Genomic DNA, 22,861 nt, shown 5'->3' on the forward strand with positions numbered 1-22,861 from the left:
CGCCGGCAAGGCCCCCAACGACAAGGATAACGCCAGCACCGTGCATGAGGGCGCACGGGTTGCTGCAAGCCGAAAGGGGGCCATGGTGCGTCGGTCAGCGAGCGCAGGGAGCGGGAGAATCCACGGGGGAGGTCTGACGGAGCACGCCCTGGTCGGTCTCCATCTCCACTTCCACCGTGCGGACCTTGCGGCAGGCCTTGCCAGCGATCTCCATGGCATACACCTGCGCGTCGCCCGCGAGGACGTACCAGCCGGGCTCCTCTTTCTCGACCAGCCGCTTGCCCTTGGCGTCGAGCCCCCGGACCCGAAGGTTCCGGATGAAGAAGTTCACCGTGCCCGGGTTCTGCACCCGGACGTGGAACTTCGACTCGCGCAGCACGGCTTCCGCGATCTGGCCTTGAACGGTCTTCTTCTTGGGTGCGACAAAGACAGGCACTGAGACTCGGGTGAGGACATTCAACCCAGTTGACTGGGTGGACGGTTGCAGCGGGGGAAGCTCCTCCACGACGATTCGGAAGGAGCGTTCGGTATCCTGTGGAGCCGAGGAGCTCCCCACCCGGATGGGGCGGGACTCCCCGGGCTCCAACGTCAACATGGACGGGAAGAAGAACAAATCCTGAGTCGGCGCGAGCGACATGCGCCCTTCTTCGTCCTGAACCCAGGAATAGACAGAGGCTTGGAAGCGTGTGGTTTCGCTGCTCTTGTTCCTCACGTTCATCACCACGCCACGGGCGCTTGAATCCAATTCAAGCCGAACCGGACTGACATCGATCTCAGCCGCGCTCGCGGTCCCCATGGCAATCCATTCCAAGGCAGCCGAACACATCAGGCCGCCAGTCCAAGACAGAAGACGGTTACGCATGTGTTATCGCCCCGAATCAGAAGGTGATGGTGGCGACGACGGTGTCGTTGTACGTGCCGGAGGGAACGTTCTGGCCGCGCGGAACCGTGCCGTAGACCAGCACGGGGACGGGCAGGCCCGTGCCCAGGAACGGGAGGCCCGTGCCAGCGGTGTTACCCCACACGATGAGGCGGGTGACGTCCTGGTACAGGCTGTACGCGAGGTAGTCCGCCGACGCCGTGTTGCGCATCCGGCGCAGCGGGGCCGCGTCCGTCGAGCCCGCGGCCGGGTGCAGGCCCTGGCCCAGGGTGATGACCGCGGTGCCGAGCAGGGTGCACTGCACGCTCAGTGCGCCCGTGCCGAACAGGTCGATGCCCAGCGCGGAGTTGACGATGATGGGGTCGTACGTGCCGAAGTTCAGCGTGCCGCCGCCGCCGCCGGAGCCAATGGAGCAGGAGCCACCGACGTTGGCGGTGACGTTCAGGTTGGCGGTGGAGGTGGCGGCCTCAGCGGGCGAGAAGGCGACGAGGGACGCGGCGGCGGTGACAGCGGCAACGGCAGTCTTGATTGCGTTCATTGAGTTGCGTGCTCCATCGAGCGGCCGGTTGATTCCGGCTGCGTCAGGGCATTGCAACCCGCTCGCCGTCCGCTGAGCGGTCCAGCGGCCCCCTCCCTTCAGCGCATGTCGCACCAACGCCTCGCGTGCGCTTCCAGGCAATACGTGGAAGTTGTTTCTTGTTTGTTTTTACGGCGAAACGCACACATGTCCCTGGAGGGAGCCCTTCAGGGAGGGACGGACAGGCTTCGCGGCCCGCGCCAGGTCCTTGGCATGTGGCATCGTGTGACAGGATGTACCCAGGGGGCGTAAGTTCATTGCCCACGCTGGGCAAGACTCTACCCACCCCTGGAACGAGAAGCGCGAGGGTGTCCGGCGGCGTCTACCCGGTGACACGCGCGTTCCCCAGCCGAACGGAACTGAACTGCCCAGCACGTCCGTCCTTGCTACCCACTTCTGGCGAAGCGCCGGACGCGCTCAGTCCACCTTCGCCACGCGGCGGCGGTCTCCGAGGAACTCCTCCACGCCCTGGGCAATCGCCTTGGCGACCTCGGTCTGGTAGGCATTGGACTTGAGACGTGCCTCTTCGTCTGGATTGGAGAGGAACGATGTCTCCACCAGGATGGCCGGCATCTTCACGCCCAACAACACATAGAAGAGCGCTTCCTTGTGGCCCAGGTCACGGATGCCCTTGTACTTGCGGGAGAGGCCCCCCACGAGGCTGCGCTGCACCTGGGTGGCGAGCCGCGTCGACTCCTCGGTGTTCGCCTTGGTGGCCAGGTCTGCCAGGATGAACTGGAGGTCGCTGATGCCCTTCTCCGAGGACGCGTTCTCCCGCGCGGCCAGACGGATGGAGTAGCGGTCCGCCGACGTGTTGAGGGTGTACGTCTCGATGCCACGCAGCGTGCGCTTCTCCGCGGCGTTGCAGTGGACGGAGATGAACAAGTCTCCGTGCTCGGCGTTGGCGTACTTGGCGCGGTCCTCCAGGCGGATGAACCGGTCATCGTCGCGGGTGAGCACCACCTCCAGGCCCTTCTCGCGCAGCTCCTCCGCCAGCTTGAGGGAGATGGACAGCGCCACGTCCTTCTCGCGCGTCCCCCCCTTGCCGATGGCGCCCGTGTCGTGACCGCCGTGGCCGGGGTCGATGACCACGCGCCGCACCTTCAGGCCGAGCTGCTCCGCCAGCGTCAGCTCCATGCTGCGCGACTGCTTGGCCACGGCCTTCAGCCGGGCCTGCGCCACCTTGTCGTCCACCGGACGGGTGATGGGACGCGGGGGCTCGGCCGCGGGCGGCTCGGTGCGGGAAGTCTTCGAAGCCAGGGCGGCGGCGACGGCCGCGTCCAGGCTGCCTTCGCGCGCGTCCGCCTTCGCGGGCGCGCTCGGCTCCTTCTGGGGAATGGTGGGCGACGGCTCGCGCGCCATCTTCTCGATGGCGGCCACCAGGGAGGCCGCAGGGCGCTCCGCGGGGGCCGAGGCCTCCACGGCCGGAGCCTGCTGCGCGTCGGCCGAGGCAACGGCCTTTCCAGGGCCGGACGCATCGCTGGACGCATCCACCGAGGCAACGGCCTTGGCGGGACCGGACGCGTCGCTGGACGCGCCGCCCTTGCCCGCCCCCGGCGCGTCGTCCGACGTGGAGGCCTTGCCGGCGGAGGACGCATCGGCCGAGGCGACGGCCTTGGCCGGCGCGGCACCCTTGCCCGCAACGGACGAATCAGCGGACGCGCCGCCCTTCCCGGAGGCGCCCGACTTGCCCGGCGGGGGCGCATCGTTCTTGGCCACCGCGGGCGCGGCCTTGCGTGGGGGCGGCGGCGGGGCCTTGGGCGACGGCAGCGAGGCCAGCAGCTCCCGCATCTCACGAGCCCGGTCACCCTTGCCGTTGACGGCCAGCATCTCCGTCAGGACCTTGCGCGCGGACTCCGGCTGGTCCAGCCGGTGGACGTGAATCTTCGCGAGCGCCAGCGCACCGTCATCCGACAGCCGGTGCTTCGGGTAGCCCTCCAGCAGCTTGGTGTAGTCGGTGATGGAGGCCTTGAGGTCGTCCTCCACGAAGGAGATGCGGCTCAGCTCCTGGAGCATCTCCGCCGCCGTGAACAGGGCATCCGGCGCGCGGTCCGACTTCGGGAAGCGCGCGGCCACGGACTCGAAGCGCGCCACCACGTTCAGCCAGTGATGGCGCAGCTTGCGCCGGGCCGCGTCGTCCTTCAGCGCGTAGTAGACCTTGCGAGCACCCTGGTAGGCCTCCTCGGCCTCGTCTCGCTTGGCGGCCCCCACCGCGCTCGGGACGAGCAGCAGCAGCACGGGCAGCACGATGACGAGGCGCGAGTGCATGGGGTTCCTCCGGGTGGGCGCGAGCTACAGGCGTGTGTCACACAGCCCCACCTCCCCGGCAAATTTTCGGCCCCCACCATCTGTCTCAGCGCAGCCACCCCAACACACCCGCGAGGTCCTGGTCGATGACGCGCGCCCACCCAGGCTGCCGGGGCACCACCGCCGCCAGCACCTTCTCCCCGTTGCGCACGGGCGCCCGCCCCGGCCGGACCCGGGCGCGAACCGCATGCTTCACATCCTGCCGGAAATAGTGGGCCGGAAAGGACACCTCGCCCCGGGCCTCCGGCAGGGGCCCGTCCGGCGTCAGCCACACCAGCGCGCCCAGCCGCAGCGGCTCCACCTCTGAGCGCCACAGCCGCCGCATCTCCCACGCGAAGTACCCCGCGGCCACCAGCACGCCCAGGCCGATGCCCCAGGGGAGCAGCCCCACGCGCATCGCCCGGGAGCGGGCGAAGCCGGCCTCGCGCGGCCGGTCCGGCATGGCGGGGTCCACCAGCAGTGTCACCCGCGCGCCCCGCCCCAGGCCCTCGGCGTACTCCGCGAAGGTCCGGACGCCGGACACGGAGTGCTCCGCCTCCGCGAAGGTGTAGAGCACCTCCAGGGCGGCTTCCGCGCCATCCCGGGCGTCCAGGGGAGGAAGGCGGGAGGCCACCACCAGCCCCTCCACTTCCTCCGCCCGCGCGGCGAAGCCCTGCTCTTCGACGAAGAAGCGTCCCGCCCAGCCGGCGCCGGTGCCCAGGAGCGCCACGGCCACCAGTCCCAGGAGGACGCCTCGCACCACGCGCCCCACGGCGCCGGGCACCTGCGTCAGTCGGACCTGCCGGGGAGCATGCGGAATGGCCAGCTGCATATGGACGCGCAGCCTACCCCAAGCGCGGCGGACGGACGCACCCGCCGCCTCACGGCGATTCCGGCAGCCGCACCCAGACGCCCCGGAAGCGCTTGCGCGCCGGGTCCTTCAGCCGCTTGCACTCGACGCCGTCCACGGGCGCGGCGCCGTCGTCGCTGAGCAGCAGGATTTCCTCTGCGTCCTCCGGCGTGAAGAAGGCCTCCGGGTTCAGGCCCGCCAGGTCCACCGATTCCACGGCGACCGGGGCCTCCTCACCGCCGCGCCAGGTGAACAGCCGCGAGGTGCCCTCTCCCGCCGTGCCACCGCTGATGATGACGTAGCGGCCGCGCCACCAGGACAGCGAACGGATGCCCAGCCCGCCCAGGTCCAGTTGCACGGGCTCACCCAGCTGGGCCCGAGCGCCCTCTTCCACCAACGCAATCGGGTTGAGCAGCGGCACCAGCAGCGCCTTCCCGTCGGGCACGGGGCTGCGGAAGCCCACGAGGATGGTGCGCCCATCCGCCATGGCCGTCATGCCCTCGATGTTGAGCCCACCCGGAGCCTTGGGCGCCTTCGTCTCCGCCCCATCCAGCCCGAAGCGCGCCAGCTGCGGCGCCGCGAGCATGTCATCCAGGAGTTGCGTGTACGGCCGGCCCACCAACCGGGGCCCCGCGTCCGTCTCCTCGGTGGCGAAGAAGCGCAGCCGGCTGGGCGCCTTCTTCCCGGAGCTGTTGCGGCCGTGAGACGTCAGCCAGAAGGACAGCGAGCCCAGCCCGGTGGCCGCCTCGATGTCCGCCTCCGGGGGCTTCTTCTTCACCGCGGGCAGCTCCAGGTCCGGGGACAGGTCCACGCTCTGCACGGGGGCCCCCCGGCGCGCGTCGTAGACACGGAGGATGTTGTCCTCATCGTCGCCCACGACAAACAGGCTGCCGCCGAGCGCCACCGCGCCGGAGGCATCACACATGCCCTCGAAGCGCAGCACCTCGCGGCCCGCCACGGGGGCGGCAGCCACGGCGTCTGGCCGCTCCCCCACGCCGTGCGCCGCGCACCCACAGACCAGGACTCCCATGTAGACAGGCAGCATCCTCATGGCCCCACTCTTGGTCACTCCCCGGCCATGCGGGGAGTGGCGTGGCGCCGGTTGTGTGCTGCGAGACACAGGGCCCTGCGCTTGCATTGAGTAGCGGGCGCCATCACGCCATGCGCGGAAACCACGAAGTGGAGGCTGCTCACCGGCGGCAGTGACGATGCGCCGGTGAGGCAGCTTGCCGACTCAGACCTTCCGGCACATGGCTGTGCGTGCTCAATCACACCCTGCGGCGGGGGTATGGATAGAGAAAGTGCGGCGCAACGTCGCTGCGGTGCCGGATGAAAAGCGGCCCCCAGGACGGGTTCCGATCATGCATCTGCTTCAGCAGCCGAATCATCCGGTCGAAGATTCGCCGGACGTCCGCCTCCGCAGCCAGCGCGGCGGTGACACCCGCCGCGACGAGGTGCGCGGCGTAGATGCCCTCGGTAACAGCGTCAGGGAGAGCCCCCAGGCCGGACACAAGAAGGCGCCGCATCTCCTGCACCTTCTCCTCGTCGCTGTTGCGCCAGGTCTGGATGGATCCCAGTGAGTGCCCTTCAAGCGCGTTCAGCTTGCTGGAAACAATCACCTCCGCCACCAACTCGGCCGACCTCCGCGCATCCTCGGGGTCCACCTTCTTTCCTGCCAGCACCAGCTCCTCAGGCACCACATCCCTTCTCACCTCATCGAGAATCACCTGAGACCACTCCGCCGCGTGGTCGAAGCGCAGGCGCGAAACTGCGTAGGCGGCCAGGAACCCCCGAAGGATATCCGCGGGATGGGGATCCGAAGCGCGCCCACCGTTGCGCAGCCTTCCCTCTCCATGGAATGCGAGATTCAACCCTCGAAAGTAGCCAATGAGCCCCATGCCCGCGGCCGGCCCCATATTGAGAATGCCGAGAACATCGGACGCTGTTTCGTCGATGCGTTCACTCCAGTAGTTACCCAATGAAGCGAGCTTCCCCGCTTGCAAGTGTTCATTCACAGCACTGGCAAGCTCCTCCGGCAATCCATCATCGGCATGCAGGATGTCGTGCCCTCCCACCTCATGACCGAGCGCAGACCACGCCAGCAACCCCACCCTGGCATGCGCGGGAGGAAGGCTCACGACACCAGCGCCCATCCCCAGGACGGACCTCGTCACATCCACCGGCCACGTATAAGGCCCGAATTGAGGGTTCCCCCACTTCACCAGAGGCGGGATGATTCCCCGATCAGGGGGCTTGACGTTCCGCCGGTCTTCGGCGCTCAAGAACCCGTCATACAGATCGCTCACGACCTCCTCAAAGGCATCCGTCGCGACGAGTTGATAGTTCTCCCCGTTCTGAAGGATGGTGTGCGCAGCGTCGATGAGGAGCCCCGCCTCGCGCTCGCGCTTGGGGTCCCGCAGAAGCACATCCGCAAAACCCTGGGCCCCGAGCTTGTCCAGGATGCGGAGAAAGGGAACCAGGACCTCATCGCGATAGAGCGGCGGAAGTGTCATACGCGCCGCTTCGATGCGGCCCCGGAGTTGGTGATAATCGAGGGGCTCCGCCGGTCCTGGGTCGGTATCCTGTGCGGCCAGCACAATGTCCTGAATACAGGCAGGCAGGTTCCGAATGTCCACGGCCTGAGACTCGCTCGCTCCCAGCGCGCCGTTCCTGGTACGCCTCACAGCGGTGCGCCCCGCTGGAGTCTCCCCGCGCGTCACTTTCCGCCCCTTCTCTGTCCTTGCCATCAACACCTCCCAGCGAGTGAAAACGATGCGCTATGACGCGGGCATTCGCGCCAGGTTCTGCCAGAATCGGTTCAAGCTCGTGAGGCCACCAAAAGCCGAACTCCAAATGGTGGCGTCGCAGACGAGCAGGTGCCCAGCACGCAGCGCATCTGGCGGCATCCACAGCATGGCATTGAACCGGTCATGACCGCGTTCGACAAAGGGATGAGGCGGCGCTGAGGGGTGAATCAACTGGCGCGCCAGCACCCTCACGCGGCCTTCCAGCGCAGGTGGTACCCACAAGTGTGGCAGATGCGCGTGGAGGTTGAACGTCTCCACGCCCACCAGAAACCCAGGAGTGTCAAGGTGGGTCGCCACATCGAGCGGCGCGGGTCCACCATCGGGCGCGGCAGCGGGCGTGAGGCCGTAGCGATTCTCCACGGGGAAGCCCAGCTCCGCGAGCAGGGATCTCGCCACACCACCGAGCCGCTGCTGCGAAGGGACAAGGCGGTCACCGTGGTGCAGGAACTCGACCTCGCGCGCCGACTGCTCTTGAGCCGCCCCGACGTCATGATGAGGACAGACGATGAGCGCCGTGCCCGAACGCATCAGGAACCGCCGAACCGCGGCCACCTCGTCCGCATGGACCGCCTGCTTCGTCACCTGATGATCGAGACTCACGACGATGACGGTGTCTGCACGACTGAGCAGCCGGTCATCCAGGGGACTGCAGTCCCCCTCGGTACTCTGACGCTCCACGAGCGCTACGGCGTTGCCGGTGGCCTCGTGAATGACCTGGATGAACCGCTGAAAATCAAAGAGAACGACGTGCTCAAGAAAGCCTGCAATGCCCTGCCGGTAGCGCGCGCCAGCTGCCGCCCACTCATAGTGAGGCCAGATGGCACGCCGCAGCTCAAAAAGCGCTGGATAGCGGTTTTCCAGAGTCCCCAGCGGCGCCTTCTCTTCGAGCACGCGACTCCATGCAAAGTACAATAGAAAGCGACGCCCGGCCATCTCAGTAGCCCTTGTCTCGAGTAGGAATGAGCTCCTCGAGAGCCGCAGCCACCACCTTGCGAAACTCAACCTCCAACACGTCGATGAAGGATCCCTCCTTCGTCTCGGTAACCCAGGGGTCCATCGTCACCGAACGCAGCACCGTGATGGTGTCGCCCGGCGAGCCACCGACTCCGAGCCGGGCCTTGTAGTTCTCGATAAAGCCACGACCGTAACCCGGGCCAGACAAGTCCGTCGTGCTGACGATCAAATCATAGCCATAGATATCCGAGCCCGGATCGATGCTGAGCCGCTCATAAATTGCCTTGTTGAGCTGGTTGGCCAGCGCAAGGTCCCGGTTGAGCTCCCCCGTGGCAGTCCGGAAGTTGAACGCATATGCGAGGATGTTCTCATCCGGGCCCAGCTCTCGCAGCAACGCCATTGCCTCCGGATCCTTCTCCAGTTCCGCAGAAGTCGCCCGGTCGATGCGCTCACGAAGGAATTGGAGCTGCTCCACCCCATTTCCACCATTCGCCTCTGCCGGAAGCCGCGGCACCGGAACGACCACGAATGGGTCCCCTTCCTTCGCCATGCAGAGCAGACGCACATAGAGGCGTTTGCAACTGAAGAGCGCCTGACCAATGATCTTCCCGTATCCACTTCGGGTGGGACGAATGACCCGGTGGCTCAAATACACGGCCGCAGCGGCAGCGCCCGGCTTTGAGCCCTCGAGCCCGTAGATGCCAACCGTGGGCTCCGCATCTCCATGAAAGACCACTGGGGCACTGAAGGTGACCAGGTCGCGCATGGCCGAGTTGCGGTAGCAGAGCGCGCCAGCTGGATAGGGGATGTAGCCAGACTTGTGTGGATCCACGGTAATGGAGTCCGCGCCCCCGAGCGCGAGGAGCTGCTCAGTGGCATACCGGCTCAGTGGCATGGCGGGAGGTGGAGCGGCGGCGAACCCCCGCGCCAAGGGCTCCGGCATTGCGAAATCCTCGCGGATACAGGACGCATGATATCCCCCCCAGGCTGCGTCCGCATGAACGTGGAAGTCGAGTCCTCGGCTTCGGTACTCGTCACGCAAAGCCAGGAGCTCCTTCAACGGATCAATGGCGCTCTCTTCGGTACTGCCAATGACCGCAACGACGGCGTAAACCGGCCTTCGCTGTGTGAGACAGTCCTCCAGGACCCGACGCACGGCAGTGAGATCCATGCGCGCATCGAGGTCCACGGGCACATCGATCATGTTTGACGCGCCAATCCCCAGCACCGCCGCGGCCTTCGGGAACGAATAGTGACGCGTGCCCGGCACCAGGAATACTGGAGGTCCGGGAACGTCTCCCAAGAAGCGGCGTGAGAACTCGATCATGCCGAGGTTTTGCAGCGAGAAGCGAGCCAGCACCGCCGTGAGGGTATCTCGGGGGATCTGGAACTCCCGAGTCAGTCGTCCGAAAAGGGCAAGCACGGTGTCTTCTGGGAGGTTCAACAGGGACCAGGTGTCGAGCTCCACGAACTTCGCGGTTCCTCCTTGAGGAACGGGCACCGTGAGGTCTCTGCCGCGCGCAATCGATGCTTCCTCCCGAAGCGCGGCCTGGAGGGCAACGGGCAGAAGCTTCAGGTTTCGCGCCGCCCAGATGGCCTCGATGTTGGCCACCGACCCATCACACGTAATGTGGCCCCAGGGTCGGAGGGCTCCGGCAGCCAGGTCGCCGGTGTCCGGAATGGGATAGCCAAGCATCCGGCACAAGTCGTCACCAACGAGGATTTCGAGCAGCGTCGTTGCCGTGGAGCCCTCGAAGGCAACGTTGTTCGGATTGTACAGCATCGCGGTGAAGTATCCGACAACCCCTGGCAGCGTGAGGTCCCAATTCATATGCCCCTGGTAGCGCATGCTGAAAAAGGGAACGGACTTCTTCAGGAATGCCAACAGCGAGCGGTGTCCGGCAACGAGCGCGTCCAGGGCCTCGATATATTCGGGGCTACGCTTTATCTCCTCTGTGATGTGAGTCGGGTCTCCCGGGTGAAAGTTGCGGCGCCAGAACACCTGGTCCCGAATGGCCTCTACGATGAGAGACTCCAATACATCCGCATTTTCGCCCTTGGGCCCCAAGAACCACGCTTCCACTGCGCGGGAACCCGCTCCATCCAGTCCCGAAATGTTGCTGGCGGTCGCCACCTGCCGCATTCCCTCGCGGAGCCTCGCAAAGCTCGGACCTCTGAAATCCCGTCGTGATTTCATGACCAGCCCCCTTGCTACAGAACCGCGACCGACCAAGGCCATCCAAAACTAGTGTCGTCAGTCCAGAGGACACACCACCTGCCGGGGCATGATGAATGTCCTCAATTCCCTTTCACGTTCTTCAATCGGTCCATGATGGTGCCCGTCCATGCGTCCGTGGCCCAGCGGCGCGTGGAACGGGCTCGCGCTCGGCTGCTGCGGAGAGGGCGCTGTCCGCAGCCAGGCCGCCCTGAGCGACGCTCCGCGTCGGAAAGTGGACGGACAGGAATCACTCCGATTCCTGCGACCGCCATTTCGTGGCCACAAGTCCGATCCCTGCCAACAAGGCCCATCAGGAGGAACGCCCGTGAAGACCGAACGCCAGAAGATGCTGGACGGGGAACTCTACGACCCGTTTGACGCAGAGCTCGTGGCGGCCCGAATTCGCGCGCGGGACCTCTGCCAGGCGCTCAACGCCACCCGCGAGGGTGAGCAGGAGGAGCGGCGGCGCATCCTTCAAGCATTGGTGGGTGTGGGCGGCGACACGGTGTGGATGCAGCCGCCCTTCTTCTGTGACTATGGCTCGAACATCGAGCTGGGCGAGCGCGTGTTCTTCAACTTCAACTGCATCGTGCTGGACGTGTGCCGGGTGAGCATCGGCGACTACACACTGTTCGGGCCGGGGGTGCAGATCTACACGCCCATGCACCCGTTCAACGCGGAGCTGCGGCGGAAGGAGGAGTTCGGCAAGCCCGTCACGATTGGTACAGACGTCTGGGTGGGAGGCGGAGCCATCATCCTCCCGGGCGTTCGGATCGGCTCACGTGCGGTCATCGGTGCGGGCAGCATCGTCACCCGGGATGTTCCGGATGGCGTATTCGCAGCCGGGAACCCCTGCCGCGTCATCCGCGAGATTACCGAGTAACCGTCGAGCCCGACCGCGCGCTTTCGCCAGAGGGGACACGCGCTTAGAGGCTGAAGAATGAGCCTGTGGGTCCTCGTCGCGGCGGTCTTCGCAGGTCTGCTGGCCGCCGTACCGCCGTGGTGGTTCGCACGTCGTCGCCCTGGCTACAGCCACCTGCGGAATACCCTCAGCGAGCTGGGAGAATCGGGGGCACCCGACGCGGCCCGAGTTGCCTGGCTCGCCTTCGCGCCCTTGGGGTTCGCTGTCTGGGTGTTCGTGGCGATGCTCAGAGGGCAGCTGCAGGAGGACGGCCAAACGGGCCTCGTGTTGCTTTCCTTCCTGGGCGTGAGCTACGTCGGAGCCGCGCTGTTTCCATGTGACGCTGGGGCGCCATTCTGGGGGACCTGGCGGAACCAGATTCACAACCTCGTCGCCGCCATCGGCTACTTCGGCGCGGGCGCTGGGTTGATCGAGCTTGGGCGCACCTTCGAGGACACGGCGATGCTGTCCAATCTTGCGATGCTCACTGCCGCGCTGGGCAAGGGAGTCCTCGCCGGAATCTTCGTGCTGTCCTTCGAATCGCCCGTGCGAGGACTCGTTCAGCGCCTCATCGAGGCGACCGTTTTCGGCTGGATGCTCCTGGTGGGCGTGTGGTTGGTGGTGGCAGCCTGAGCCAATCCCTGCCGCCCCGCGGCGACGCAATCGCTCAGCCCTTTTGAGGCGCGCCCTGAAGCGAGGCGCACCTCGGCAGCTCGCTGTTCGGAAATGTCGGGAGATTTCGCGGCGCAAAACCGGACGCCAAGACGAACGCCTCCCACAGGAGTCCCCTGTGGGAGGCGTCTGGACTGGGCGCTCAAGCGCCGTTCAGTGCTGGCTGCCGGTGGGCCGTCCGTTGAGGTAGGTCTGGATCACCTGAATCTGGCTGATCTTCGTCGGGTCGCCCTTCTTGGCCGGGTCGAAATCGAGCGGGTTGGCGCTCAGCACGACAAAGTCAGCCACCTTGTCGGGCTCGATGCTGCCAATCAGCTTGTCGAGCTCGTGGTGACGGGCCGGCACGATGGTAATCGCGCGCAGCGCCTCCTCGACGGTCGCCGCATGCTGGGCCCCTAGCACATACGTGTTGGTGAAGTCCGGATAGGACCAGGTGCGCCGCGTCACGGCCTGCTCCACGAACCAGAGGGGACGCGTCGGGGTCACCATGGAATCACTGTGGAGCGAGAACGGAATTTCGTTCTCACGGTCATAGGCGATGGGGTCGATCTCGCTCGCTGCCTCCTGCCCCAGCATCCCCACGAAGGCGTCACCCCAGTACGCCACGTGACCAATCAGGTGCGTCACCTGGACGTCGAGCGCCGACACCGGATTCCCATCCATGACACCCGCGCCCTTGCGCAGGTCACCAATGCGCTTGGAGAGCGCCGGCCGGCCCACCGTGTTGTGGATGAGGAGGACGCGGTGAGGGTTCTCCTTCAACTGCTGGAGCCGCGACAACGCATCCAGCGCCCACGTGTTCGCGCCATTGCCGTTGGCGTGGAGATTGAACCGCCACGTCCCCTGATTCCAGAGCGGGCTCAACTGGTCGACAATGGCCTGCGCGCTGTCGTAATCCGCCCGGCCCTCGCCTGCACCGGAGCAGTGCCCACCCTCCAGGTACTGATACGGCGAATCGAGCTTCGCTGTGCAGCCCTGCGTGGAGCCATCCACCCAGATCTTGATACCACCGGCGCCCAGCCACTTCGGCAGCGCACAGTCATTGCCAGCCTTCGGCTCACAGGCAGGGGCCGTCGGCTTGAGCCCCGCTTCCATCGCGGCATCCGCCACCACGACACCCGTGATGCGGAAGGGGAACCCGGGCAACTCGGTGAACCGCTTCACGGCGTTGATCTGCCCCACGCTCTGGAGCCCACCATCCGCGATGGTGGTGACACCTGCATTGCGCAGCGCCATGATGGCGCGATCAATCTCCGCGCCGCCCTGCTCCGCGAGCTTGACCGGGTCGGAGTGCATCAGGGCCATCGGGAGGTTCTGCTGCATCGCCTTCATGAACGGCCCGAAAGCGGACGACTCCCGAAGCAGGCCCGTGAAATCGCCATTCGCATCCGTGACCCATTCGCCACCGCCCTTGCCAACGGACTCAGGCGGCTTGCAGCCCTTGACGACTCCGTTCGGACAGACAGCCTCGAAGGCCTTCTGGTTCACGTAGGCCAGGTGGCCCGACTGGTCCACGATGAGCACCGGCCGTTCCTTGGCCTTGGGCACACACGCTTCGAGGTAGAACTTCGGGTTCGTCATGAAGCTCGCAGGGCCGCCCTTGCCGCAGCCCGTTGTGTTGTCGAACGTCTGCCTCGACGGATCCAGGTTCATCCCCAGGACGAAGACGTCGCTCCCGATGACACTCGCGTCCTCCACCTTCATCGAGGAGAGCGCGCTCAGGATATCCCTGCGGGGCCTGCAGTCCGCGGACGGGTCCACCCTGTACGGGGGAGGCAGGCAGGGCGCCAGGTCATGCGTGCCCAACACACTCTGAAGGAGCGTCGGCAGGAAGTGCATGTGCGGATCGAAGAAGCCCGGCATCAAGACCTGCCCGGGCGCGAGCTGGACGGTTTGCACCGAGGTGTCCAGGCCCTTCTGCACCTCGTGCGCGGTGCCAACCTTCAGGATCTGGCCTCGATCATCCACCAGGACGGCTTCGGCAATGGTCCCCTTGTCGTCCATGGTGAGCACCTTCCCGAGGAACAGGGTGGCGCCAGGCCTTGCGGGGCCGCGCTCGATGGGCGCCGCGCAGGACGACAGGAGGGCGAGTGCAGCCACGAGCTTGGAGCCACGGGCGAATGCACGGGGAGGACATGAGGCATCTCGACGCAGAGGTCCAGACATAGGACTCCTTTTAAATGAGGTGAGACACCATACACAGAAACCCAATCAAATCCATACACCCCGAAGACTCAAAGACAGACGCGTCAAGATGTCGTCCGACACGTCAACAGAGGTCACTGACACGTCAGGCCTGGCCCGTCCCCAGGGAGCATCCGCCGTGAGGCTGTGAACTGACACGGCAGACTGTCCGTTGACACGTCAGCGCCGGTCCGACGCGTCAACGGGAGTCGCGCCCTGCAACCGTCCGGTCCGTCATAGGGTGATACACGGTAGTAGACGCGAGCATCGAGTCCCTGCCGTGAGCACCCTCCCTCCCACCCGAGCCGTATCAACGGACTCCGATGCGGGCGGTGACGGTGCCCTCGGGACACGACCGGATACGCGGGTGCGGCGAGGCCCTGCACCCGAGCGAGGGCCTCACCGAGGAACAACACAGGCGTCCCAGGCGGGCGCGCCCTACTCCAGCTCGCGCTGGAGCTTCGCCAGCAGGTTGAGCGCGTCCAGGGGGGTCATCCGGTCGATGGTCGCCCCCTTCAACGCGTCCAGCGCCTTCTGCTGCGCGGGCGTCACCCCGGTGCCGCCCTGCGCCGGCTCCATGCCGAACAGTCCCAGCTGCCCGGTCGAAGCCCCACGCCGACCGCCCTGGGGCTGCCGCACGGCCACCCGGGGCCGGCCCGCGTCATCCAGCTCCCCGGACTCCAGGTTCTGGAGCAGCTCACGCGCGCGCCCCACGACCTCCGGAGGCAGGCCCGCCAGCTTCGCCACCTCGATGCCATAGGAGCGGCTGGCCCCGCCCGGCACCAGCTTGCGCAGGAAGATGACCTTGCCGCTCTGCTCCTTCACGGCGACGCACAGGTTCTTCACCCGAGGCCGCTCGCGGGCCAGGTCCACCAGCTCGTGGTAGTGCGTCGCGAACAGCGCGCGCGCCCCCACCGTGTCGTGCAGGTGCTCCGCCACCGCCCAGGCAATGGAGAGCCCGTCGAAGGTGGACGTGCCACGGCCAATCTCATCCAGGATGATGAGGCTCTTGTTCGTGGCGTGATGGAGGATGTGGCTGGTCTCCGTCATCTCCACCATGAAGGTGGACTGACCGCGCGCCAGGTTGTCCGCCGCGCCCACACGCGTGAAGATGCGATCGCACAGGCCGATGCGCGCCGCCTTCGCCGGAACGAACGAGCCCGCCTGCGCCATCAGCGCCGTCAGCGCCACCTGCCGCATCACCGTGCTCTTGCCGGCCATGTTCGGACCGGTAATCACCATCAGCTGCGCGTCCTCCGCCGGGTCCAGGCGGACGTCGTTGGGAACGAACGAATCCCCCGCCCCCAGCATGCGCTCCACCACCGGGTGCCGCCCCGCGGTGATGCTGAGCGCCACGGACGCATCCACCTCCGGCCGCGTGTAGCCGTACTCCGCCGCGCACCGCGCGAAGGACAGCAGCGCGTCCCCGGTGGCCACCGCCTCCGCGGCGGACCGGATGCGCGGCGCCGCCGACACCACCTGCGCGCGCAGCTCCTCGAAGAGCTGAATCTCCAGCGCGCACCGCCGCTCCTCGGCGGTGAGCACCTGCTCCTCGTACTCCTTCAGCTCCGGGGTGACGAAGCGCTCGGAGTTCACCGTGGTCTGCTTGCGGATGTAGTCCTTGGGCACCCGGTCGAGGTTCGACTTCGTCACCTCCAGGTAGTAGCCGAAGACCTTGTTGTAGCGGACCTTCAGCGAGGAGATGCCAGTGCGCTCCTTCTCCCGCTGCTCGATCTGGAGCAGCAGGTCCTTTCCGGACGTGGACAGCGCCACCAGCTTGTCCAGCTCCGCGTGGAAGCCGGCGCGAATCATGCCGCCGTCCTTCAGCGTCACCGGCGGCTCCTCCGCCACGGCGCGCGACAGCAGCTCCGCCAGCTCCGGCAGCGCGGACAGGGGCCCCGTCAGGGATTTGAGCAGCGGGGACTCACACCGCGCCAGCACCGCCACCACCCGGGAAGCTGCGCCAGCGACAAGCCCAGCGCGCGCAAGTCCCGTGCATTGCCCGCGCCCAGCGACAGCCGGCCGCACAGCCGCTCCAGGTCTCCCACTTCCTTGAGGATGCCGGCCAGCTCCTCGCGCCACACGCTGCGCCCGGACAGCTCCTCCACCGCGTCCAGCCGCGCGTGGATTTCCGGCAGGGAGCCCAGCGGAGACGCCAGCCACCGCGCCAGCTTGCGCGCGCCCAGGCTCGTCACCGTCTTGTCCAACACGCCCAGCAGCGAGCCCTTGCGCCCACCGTCCCGCAGCGAGCGCAGCACCTCCAGGTTGGCCCGGGAGGACTCATCCATCAGGAGGTTGCCGCCGCGCTCCTGCCGGCTCAGCCGGTCCACGTGCGCCGCCGCCGTCTTCTGCGTGTCCTTCAGGTAGCGCAGCGCAGCGCCCGCGGCGCCCGCGGCCAGGGGCGCGTCATCCAGTCCGAAAGCGGACAGCGACTGCACCGCGAAGTGACTGCGCAGGTAGCCCGCCGCTCGCGTGGGGTCGAACGACGCGGCCTCGCCCTCCGCCACCGCCGGCGTGCGCACCAGCCGGGCGAGCAGTTGCACCACCTCCGGCGCGTCCCGCTTCCCGTCCGGCACCAGCAGCTCACGGGGCTCCACGCGCGACAGCGACTCCGCCAGCTCCGCGATGCCTGGGGCCTCCAGGGCCATGAACTCGCCGGTGGACGCCTCCAGCAGCGCCGCGCCCCAGCCCTTGTCGTTCCAGGACACGGCGGCCAGGAAGTTGCTGGCCTGAGGCTCCAGCACCTCTTCGTCCAGCACCATGCCCGGGGTAATCACCCGCGTGACTTCCCGGCGGACGATGCCCGGCCCGTTGCCCGGCTCCTCCACCTGTTCGCAGATGGCGACCTTCAGGCCCTCCGACACGAGCCGGCCGATGTAGCGCCGCGCGGCGTGGTAGGGCACCCCGCACATGGGCACCTTGTCCGCACCCTTGGACCTCGCGGTGAGCGTGATCTGGAGGATCTCCGAGGCCTTCACCGCGTCCTCGAAGAACATCTCGTAGAAGTCACCCAACCGGAAGAACAGCAGCGAGTCCGGGTGGAGCGCCTTCACCTCCATGTACTGGCGCATCATGGGGGTCAGGGAGGCAATCTCCCGGGCGCCCGCACCCTCGTTCACCGGCCCCACCTCGGGCGTCATGTCCCCGGGGAGCTCCACTGCTGCGGTCCTGCCTGCCTTCGCCTGCTGCGTCACGGCCATCCCTGCCCTTCTCTCATGGCCCCACCCCTGGATCAACGAACCGGCGCCCTACCCGCCGAGTTCCCTTACCACCCCCCGCCGACATTCCACCCACCCCACCGCTGAAAACGGGTGCCAGCCCCGGCGACGCGGGGCATCGTGCGCGCCGCATGGCGCAGACACCCCCTCCCTCAGAGGCCCGGCCCCGGCCTCCAGTCCCGGCCCTCTTCCGCGTGGCCCTGGCGCCCATCCAGGCCTTCTTCCGCCTGGAGGCGGCCAGCGGCATCCTGCTCGCGCTGTGCGCCGTGGCCGCCATGGCGTGGGCCAACTCGCCGTGGGCCGCCACCTACTCCGCCGTGTTCGACGCCCGCATGATGGTGGGGCTGGCGGGCGTCCACGCGGGCTTCACCGTCCGCGAGTTCATCAACGACGGGCTGATGACGCTGTTCTTCTTCGTCGTCGGCATGGAAATCAAGCGCGAGCTGAGCTCGGGGGAGCTGCGCACCTTTTCCCGCGCGGTGCTGCCGCTCATCGCCGCGATGGGCGGCATGATTGTCCCCGCCGCGCTCTACGCCGCCTTCAACCAGGGGACGCCCGCCCAGGCGGGCTGGGCCATCCCCATGGCCACCGACATCGCCTTCTCCATTGGCTGCCTCACGCTGGTCAGAACGCGCGTGAGCCACGGGCTGGTCGTGTTCCTCACGGCGCTGGCCATCTTCGATGACATCGGCGGAATCCTCGTCATCGCGCTCTTCTACGGCTCGGGGCTCCACGTCAGCTGGCTCATGGGAGCCCTGGGCGTGCTCGCCGTGCTGGCGTGCCTCAACCACTTCCAGGTGCGCAACGGCGTGGCATACGCGCTGGCGGGCGCGGCGCTCTGGTACACGATGCACCACGGCGGCATCCACGCCACGCTGTCGGGCGTGGTGCTGGGCCTGTTCATGCCCGCACGCCCCCTGCGTCCGGGCCGCCACGTGCTGGAGGAACTGCGCCTCTACGTGGACCGGGCGCTCCAGACGGCGATGGACGAGGCGACGCGGGGCGCGCAGATTCTCTACCTCGAGGAGCGTCTGGAGGAGCTGGAGCCGCCGCTCAACCGCTTCGTCCACCTGTGGCACGTGCCCGTGGCGTACGGCATCGTCCCCCTCTTCGCCCTGGCCAATTCGGGCATCTCCCTGGAGGGCATGGGCTGGGCGGACCTGCTCCGGCCGCTGCCGCTGGGCATCATCGCCGGCCTCTTCGTGGGCAAGCAGGTGGGCATCTTCCTGTTCACCTGGGGCTCGCTGAAGCTGGGCGTGGCGGACCGGCCCGGCGGTGCGACGCTGCCGCAGATCCACGGCGTCGCGGTGGTGGCGGGCATTGGCTTCACGGTGGCCCTGTTCGTGGCGGGGCTGGCCTTCCCCACCCAGCCGGAGCTGCTCACGGAGGCCAAGCTGGGCATCCTGGTGGGCTCGCTGCTTTCCGCGGTGGTGGGCTACGCACTCTTGCGCTTCGTGGCGAAACCGGCCGTCCCGGCGTAACGTAGAGGACAGGAACGCTCGTGATTCTCCAAGACCTCAACCGCGTGCGGCAAATCACCGTCATCGCGGCGCGCCACGGCTTTGGCGAGCTGGCGGAGCGCGCGGGGCTGTGGCGCATCCTCGGCCGCAAGGAGAAGGTGGAAGTCTCTCCGGAGGCCCAGCGCGCCTCCACGGCGCGGCGCTTCCGCATGCTGCTCAACGACCTGGGCCCCACCTTCGTCAAGCTGGGACAGGTGCTGTCCACCCGCGCCGACCTGCTGCCCGCCGAGTACATCGACGAGCTGGCCATGCTCCAGGACCACGTGGAGCCCATCTCCCTGGAGGATGTCCGCGCGCAGATTGAAGGTTCGCTCGGCGCCAGCGTGGAGAGCCTCTTCGCCACCATCGACCCGGCGCCGCTGGCCGCCGCGTCCATCGCCCAGGTGCACCGCGCGCTGACGCTGGAGGGCGAAGAGGTGGTGGTGAAGGTGCAGCGGCCGGGCATCGCCGAGCGCATCGACTCCGACCTGGGCGTGCTGCGCAGCCTGGCGCGACTGCTGGAGGCCGTGGTGGAGGAGACGGGCGTGTACACGCCCACCGGCATCGTGGATGAGTTCGACCGGGCCATCCACGAGGAGCTGGACTTCATCAACGAGGCCACCAACATCCGGGCCTTCCTGGAGAACCACCGCGAGCGGCCCTACCTCAAGATTCCGCGCGTCTACTCCGGCCTGTCCAGCCGCACGGTGCTGACCATGGAGTTCATCCGCGGCGTGAAGCTCAACCCCGCGGAGCTGAGCGAGCCCGAGCGCAAGGCCATTGCCCAGAACATCCTGGACGCCTCCTTCCGGCAGCTCTTCGAGGACGGCCTGTTCCACGGTGACCCGCACCCGGGCAACCTGCTGCTGCTGGAGGACCACCGGCTGGCGCTGCTGGACTTCGGCGTGGTGGGCCGGCTGTCGCGCCCCATGCAGGAGACGCTGGTCATGCTGTGCCTGGCGGTGGCGCTCAAGGACAGCGAATCCGTGGCGCGCATCCTCTACCGCGTGGGCGTGCCGGACGCGCGCGCCAACCTGGTGGGCTTCCGCAACGACATCGAGGCGCTGCTCGGCCAGCACCTGGCCACGACGCTGGGACAGGTGGACACGCGCTCGCTGCTGAGGGACTTGCTGGACCTGGCGGTGAAGTACCGCATCCGCATCCCCAAGGAGTACGCGCTGCTCAGCCGGGCCTCCGTGTCCACGGAGGGCATGCTGCGCAGCCTGTACCCGGAGATGAACATCATCGAGGTGGCGCTGCCGTACGCCAAGGAACTGCTCGCCGGGCGCTACGATCCGATGCAGCTCCAGGGCGGACTGATGCGCACGCTGCTGCGCTTCCAGGCCATGGCGCAGGACCTGCCCACGCAGCTGTCGCAGATCCTGCTGGACATGGAGTCCGGCAAGTTCACCGTCACGGTGCGCGCGGACCAGTTCGACAAGCTGAATGAGAACCTGCGCGGCGCGGCGGTGATTGCCTTCATGGGCCTGTGCGCGTGCGGGTTCATCGTGGGCGCGTTCATCTCCTTCGCGCCCAAGCCGTGGATGTACGGCAACGTGCCGGTGCTCGGCGTGGTGGGCATCGCGGTGGCCGCGGCCTTCTTCGGCGCGGCGATCACCTGGTACCTCTTCGGCGGCCGGGGCCTGGGGAAGGTGCGCTTGAGCCGCTTCCTCAAGAAGCCCCAACGCAAGTAGCCCGCCGCCGCTAGACGGGCCGGCGCCACAGGTCGGCGAGGTCCGCCGGGAGCTGCGAGGCCACGGCCGCCACCTCGTCGTCTGGAATCCGGTCCCGGATGGCGGTGAACACCACCGACAGGACGCGCAGCGCCTGGTCCACGGGGATGCGCAGGTGGTCCGCCACGTCGGTGATGAACTCCGCGCGTCCCATGCGCTTCGCGTGGGACGGGCCCCGGTGGATGTTGCACGTCCCAAGGATGGAGCCAATGCCGCCCTTCCCCAGAGACCAGAGCAGCTTGAGGTCCTCTCCGTCTGACAGGCGCCGCGCGAGCGTGCAGAACACCGCCTCCGCGCCCTTCCGGGCGTCCACACCATTCACCTGGAATTCGCGGCTGTTCCCCAGTTCGTCCAGGAAGCCCTGGAGGTCAGCGGGCTCTTCACGCTCCTTGACCGGCGTGGCGTTGATAGGGGGTTCGGTGTGCTCCGCCATGGGGCTGCCTCCTCGGATGCCAGTGCGGCCGTGCCGCGTGCCTCCGGCGCCTGTTATTGTGGACATGGCGCGGGCACGCCGCACCTCGGCCCTATCGGATGACGAAGGCCATTCCGATGGAAGCTGGCGCGGTGGGCTGGAAGCCGAACTGCGCATAGAGCCGGTGCGCTTCCCCGTCGGCAATCAGGCTGACGTAGGCCCCCGCTGGCGCTGTTGCCTTCAGGTGCTCGACCAGCCGACCGACAATGGCCTTGCCCAGGCCTTGGCCCTGATGCGCCGGTTCCACGGCGATGTCGACGACCTGGAAGAACAGGCCACCATCACCAATCACGCGGCCCATGCCCACCACGCGGCCGTCGTGCTTCACCACCACGGCGAAGCGGGTGTTGGGCAATCCTGCCGCGGCAGCCTCCGCGCTCTTGGGACTCAGCCCGGCGACTTCCCTCAGCCGGCGGTAGTCGTCGATGGACGGCCCCTCGGCGACGACTTCGTATCCGTCTTTCACGCTGTGCCCTCTCAGTCTGGCCTGTCGCGGAACGCCGCGAAGCTACCGCCGAGCGTCCAACGTCCGTTGGAAGAACACCACCGCCTCCGCGCGTGTACGTGCCTGCGAGGCCGCGCGCGTCCCCGGCATGGCATCCCGGCACAGCATGGCCGCCACCTTGAAGCCCAACTCCGTGCACTCGGGCAGGAAAGTGAAGTGGGCCGCGTCGTCCAACACCACCGTCGTCGCGTCGGGCAGCAGCTTCGCCAAATGCAGGCCGTGCTGTGCATGGGGCATGAGTTCGTCCCCCTTGGCGAGCACCAGCGTCACCGGCACGTCGATGTCCGCCACGTCCCGCGCCTCGTAGGTCCCCGCCATCCCCGGTGCCATGGCGAAGGCCGCCCGCACCCGCGAGTCCTTGTACGACGCCCGCGCCACCGCCATGTCGATTCGGCTGTAGTCCACGTCTCGAAGCTCGTCGCAACCTGGGTGCTCGCGTGTATCAGGTGCTGTGCAGAGGTTCGCGATCGGTGACAGGTTGAGCCGCGCGCCCGCCAACGCCAGCGCCGTGTAGCCCCCCATGGAGTGCCCCGCTGCACCGATGCGCTCCGTGTCCACACGAGGCCCCCAGACCGCGTCCTTCAAGAGCCCATCCAGGAGGGCCGTGAAGTCCTGGGGTCGCTCCCAGCCGCGCACATAGCCCTCAGGACTCGTGTCTCCGTAGGTATTGCCAGGATGGTCCACCGACACGACGATGAAGCCATGCGCGGCCAGGTGCGCGCCGAGCCACGACATGTTGATGGCCGCGCCGCCGTTGCCGTGGGACAGCACCACCAGCGGCCAGCGCTCCCGGGCATCCGAGACGGGGGCGTCCTTCGCGGCGACGAAGGGCACGAAGATGGGAGACGCCGTATGCTCCACCATGTGGGAGCCCAGCGGCGCTGGATACCAGACGACTGTCTTCAACGAACGTTGGCGGGCCGCGTCCTCGAACGTCAGTGACGTGAAGCCCACGGCGAATGCCGCGTCGGCGCCATGCTGCGTCGCGCCCGACGGAGCCGACGCGGAAGACACCTCCCGAGCAGGCGGGAAGGAGGCACAGCCTCCCATCAGGAGCACAACCCCGAGGCCCCCTGCGCCCAGACGGTTGACGAAGGAGGCGCTG

General features: G+C 67.4%; 16 protein-coding genes and 1 pseudogene. 4 read left to right on the plus strand and 13 right to left on the minus strand.

The features are described from left to right. Positions 1-94: 94 nt before the first annotated feature. The 8 genes from QEG98_RS20485 to QEG98_RS20520 form a co-directional block, all read right to left on the minus strand. Positions 95-862, minus strand: coding sequence for a molecular chaperone (locus QEG98_RS20485; RefSeq protein WP_316567794.1), 768 nt, complete (start codon positions 860-862; stop codon positions 95-97). A gap of 16 nt (positions 863-878) precedes the next feature. Beyond that, positions 879-1,418: a fruiting body spore coat protein U gene (gene pru / locus QEG98_RS20490; protein WP_316567795.1), complete on the minus strand. Its 540-nt coding sequence runs from the start codon at positions 1,416-1,418 to the stop codon at positions 879-881. 456 nt (positions 1,419-1,874) lie between these two features. Further along, positions 1,875-3,725: an N-acetylmuramoyl-L-alanine amidase gene (locus tag QEG98_RS20495; RefSeq protein WP_316567796.1), complete on the minus strand. Its 1,851-nt coding sequence runs from the start codon at positions 3,723-3,725 to the stop codon at positions 1,875-1,877. An 85-nt stretch (positions 3,726-3,810) separates the two neighbouring features. After that, positions 3,811-4,575 (minus strand): DUF3592 domain-containing protein, encoded by a 765-nt coding sequence (locus QEG98_RS20500; RefSeq protein WP_316567797.1) that lies wholly within the window; start codon positions 4,573-4,575, stop codon positions 3,811-3,813. 49 nt (positions 4,576-4,624) lie between these two features. Continuing rightward, positions 4,625-5,644 carry a DUF3616 domain-containing protein gene (locus tag QEG98_RS20505; protein ID WP_316567798.1) on the minus strand — a complete coding sequence of 340 codons (1,020 nt, stop codon included), beginning with the start codon at positions 5,642-5,644 and terminating at the stop codon, positions 4,625-4,627. 217 nt (positions 5,645-5,861) lie between these two features. Further along, positions 5,862-7,229 carry a hypothetical protein gene (locus QEG98_RS20510; protein ID WP_316567799.1) on the minus strand — a complete coding sequence of 456 codons (1,368 nt, stop codon included), beginning with the start codon at positions 7,227-7,229 and terminating at the stop codon, positions 5,862-5,864. Positions 7,230-7,370: 141 nt separating this feature from the next. Next, positions 7,371-8,291, minus strand: coding sequence for a hypothetical protein (locus tag QEG98_RS20515; RefSeq protein WP_316567800.1), 921 nt, complete (start codon positions 8,289-8,291; stop codon positions 7,371-7,373). 43 nt (positions 8,292-8,334) lie between these two features. Beyond that, on the minus strand, positions 8,335-10,497 hold the full coding sequence (locus QEG98_RS20520; RefSeq protein ID WP_316567801.1) for a pyridoxal phosphate-dependent decarboxylase family protein: 2,163 nt from the start codon (positions 10,495-10,497) through the stop codon (positions 8,335-8,337). 400 nt (positions 10,498-10,897) lie between these two features. Between QEG98_RS20520 and QEG98_RS20525 the strand changes: the two genes are divergently transcribed. Then, entirely contained in the window at positions 10,898-11,455 is a 558-nt protein-coding gene (locus tag QEG98_RS20525) for a sugar O-acetyltransferase (protein ID WP_316567802.1), read from the plus strand. A 57-nt stretch (positions 11,456-11,512) separates the two neighbouring features. Then, entirely contained in the window at positions 11,513-12,106 is a 594-nt protein-coding gene (locus QEG98_RS20530; protein WP_316567803.1) for a DUF998 domain-containing protein, read from the plus strand. Between the two features lie 192 nt (positions 12,107-12,298). Here QEG98_RS20530 and QEG98_RS20535 read toward each other — a convergent pair whose 3' ends face one another. Together QEG98_RS20535 and mutS are read right to left on the minus strand one after the other, a co-directional pair. Beyond that, positions 12,299-14,311: an amidohydrolase gene (locus QEG98_RS20535; protein ID WP_316567804.1), complete on the minus strand. Its 2,013-nt coding sequence runs from the start codon at positions 14,309-14,311 to the stop codon at positions 12,299-12,301. A gap of 456 nt (positions 14,312-14,767) precedes the next feature. Next, positions 14,768-17,469: pseudogene (mutS, locus tag QEG98_RS20540) on the minus strand (DNA mismatch repair protein MutS). A gap of 209 nt (positions 17,470-17,678) precedes the next feature. On the opposite strand from mutS, the gene nhaA reads away from it, so the two are divergent. Beyond that, positions 17,679-19,028, plus strand: coding sequence for a Na+/H+ antiporter NhaA (gene nhaA / locus QEG98_RS20545; RefSeq protein WP_316562509.1), 1,350 nt, complete (start codon positions 17,679-17,681; stop codon positions 19,026-19,028). Positions 19,029-19,048: 20 nt separating this feature from the next. Beyond that, complete coding sequence (locus tag QEG98_RS20550; protein ID WP_316562510.1) at positions 19,049-20,740, plus strand: AarF/ABC1/UbiB kinase family protein; 1,692 nt, start codon at positions 19,049-19,051, stop codon at positions 20,738-20,740. 10 nt (positions 20,741-20,750) lie between these two features. Here the strand turns inward: QEG98_RS20550 and QEG98_RS20555 are convergent, their stop codons facing one another. The 3 genes from QEG98_RS20555 to QEG98_RS20565 form a co-directional block, all read right to left on the minus strand. Then, on the minus strand, positions 20,751-21,212 hold the full coding sequence (locus tag QEG98_RS20555) for a DUF2267 domain-containing protein (protein WP_316562511.1): 462 nt from the start codon (positions 21,210-21,212) through the stop codon (positions 20,751-20,753). Between the two features lie 91 nt (positions 21,213-21,303). Beyond that, positions 21,304-21,717, minus strand: coding sequence for a GNAT family N-acetyltransferase (locus QEG98_RS20560; protein WP_316562512.1), 414 nt, complete (start codon positions 21,715-21,717; stop codon positions 21,304-21,306). Positions 21,718-21,759: 42 nt separating this feature from the next. Next, positions 21,760-22,710, minus strand: coding sequence for an alpha/beta hydrolase family protein (locus QEG98_RS20565; RefSeq protein WP_316562513.1), 951 nt, complete (start codon positions 22,708-22,710; stop codon positions 21,760-21,762). Positions 22,711-22,861: the final 151 nt, after the last annotated feature.

Source organism: Myxococcus sp. MxC21-1, assembly GCF_032612255.1.
Lineage (GTDB): Bacteria > Myxococcota > Myxococcia > Myxococcales > Myxococcaceae > Myxococcus > Myxococcus virescens.

Coding starts and splice junctions, on each gene's coding strand:
- QEG98_RS20485 (WP_316567794.1), bottom strand. CDS start 862: ATGCGTAACCGTCTTCTGTCTTGGACTGGCGGCCTGATGTGTTCGGCT.
- pru (WP_316567795.1), bottom strand. CDS start 1,418: ATGAACGCAATCAAGACTGCCGTTGCCGCTGTCACCGCCGCCGCGTCC.
- QEG98_RS20495 (WP_316567796.1), bottom strand. CDS start 3,725: ATGCACTCGCGCCTCGTCATCGTGCTGCCCGTGCTGCTGCTGCTCGTC.
- QEG98_RS20500 (WP_316567797.1), bottom strand. CDS start 4,575: ATGCAGCTGGCCATTCCGCATGCTCCCCGGCAGGTCCGACTGACGCAG.
- QEG98_RS20505 (WP_316567798.1), bottom strand. CDS start 5,644: ATGAGGATGCTGCCTGTCTACATGGGAGTCCTGGTCTGTGGGTGCGCG.
- QEG98_RS20520 (WP_316567801.1), bottom strand. CDS start 10,497: ATGCGGCAGGTGGCGACCGCCAGCAACATTTCGGGACTGGATGGAGCG.
- QEG98_RS20530 (WP_316567803.1), top strand. CDS start 11,513: ATGAGCCTGTGGGTCCTCGTCGCGGCGGTCTTCGCAGGTCTGCTGGCC.
- QEG98_RS20535 (WP_316567804.1), bottom strand. CDS start 14,311: ATGTCTGGACCTCTGCGTCGAGATGCCTCATGTCCTCCCCGTGCATTC.
- nhaA (WP_316562509.1), top strand. CDS start 17,679: ATGGCGCAGACACCCCCTCCCTCAGAGGCCCGGCCCCGGCCTCCAGTC.
- QEG98_RS20555 (WP_316562511.1), bottom strand. CDS start 21,212: ATGGCGGAGCACACCGAACCCCCTATCAACGCCACGCCGGTCAAGGAG.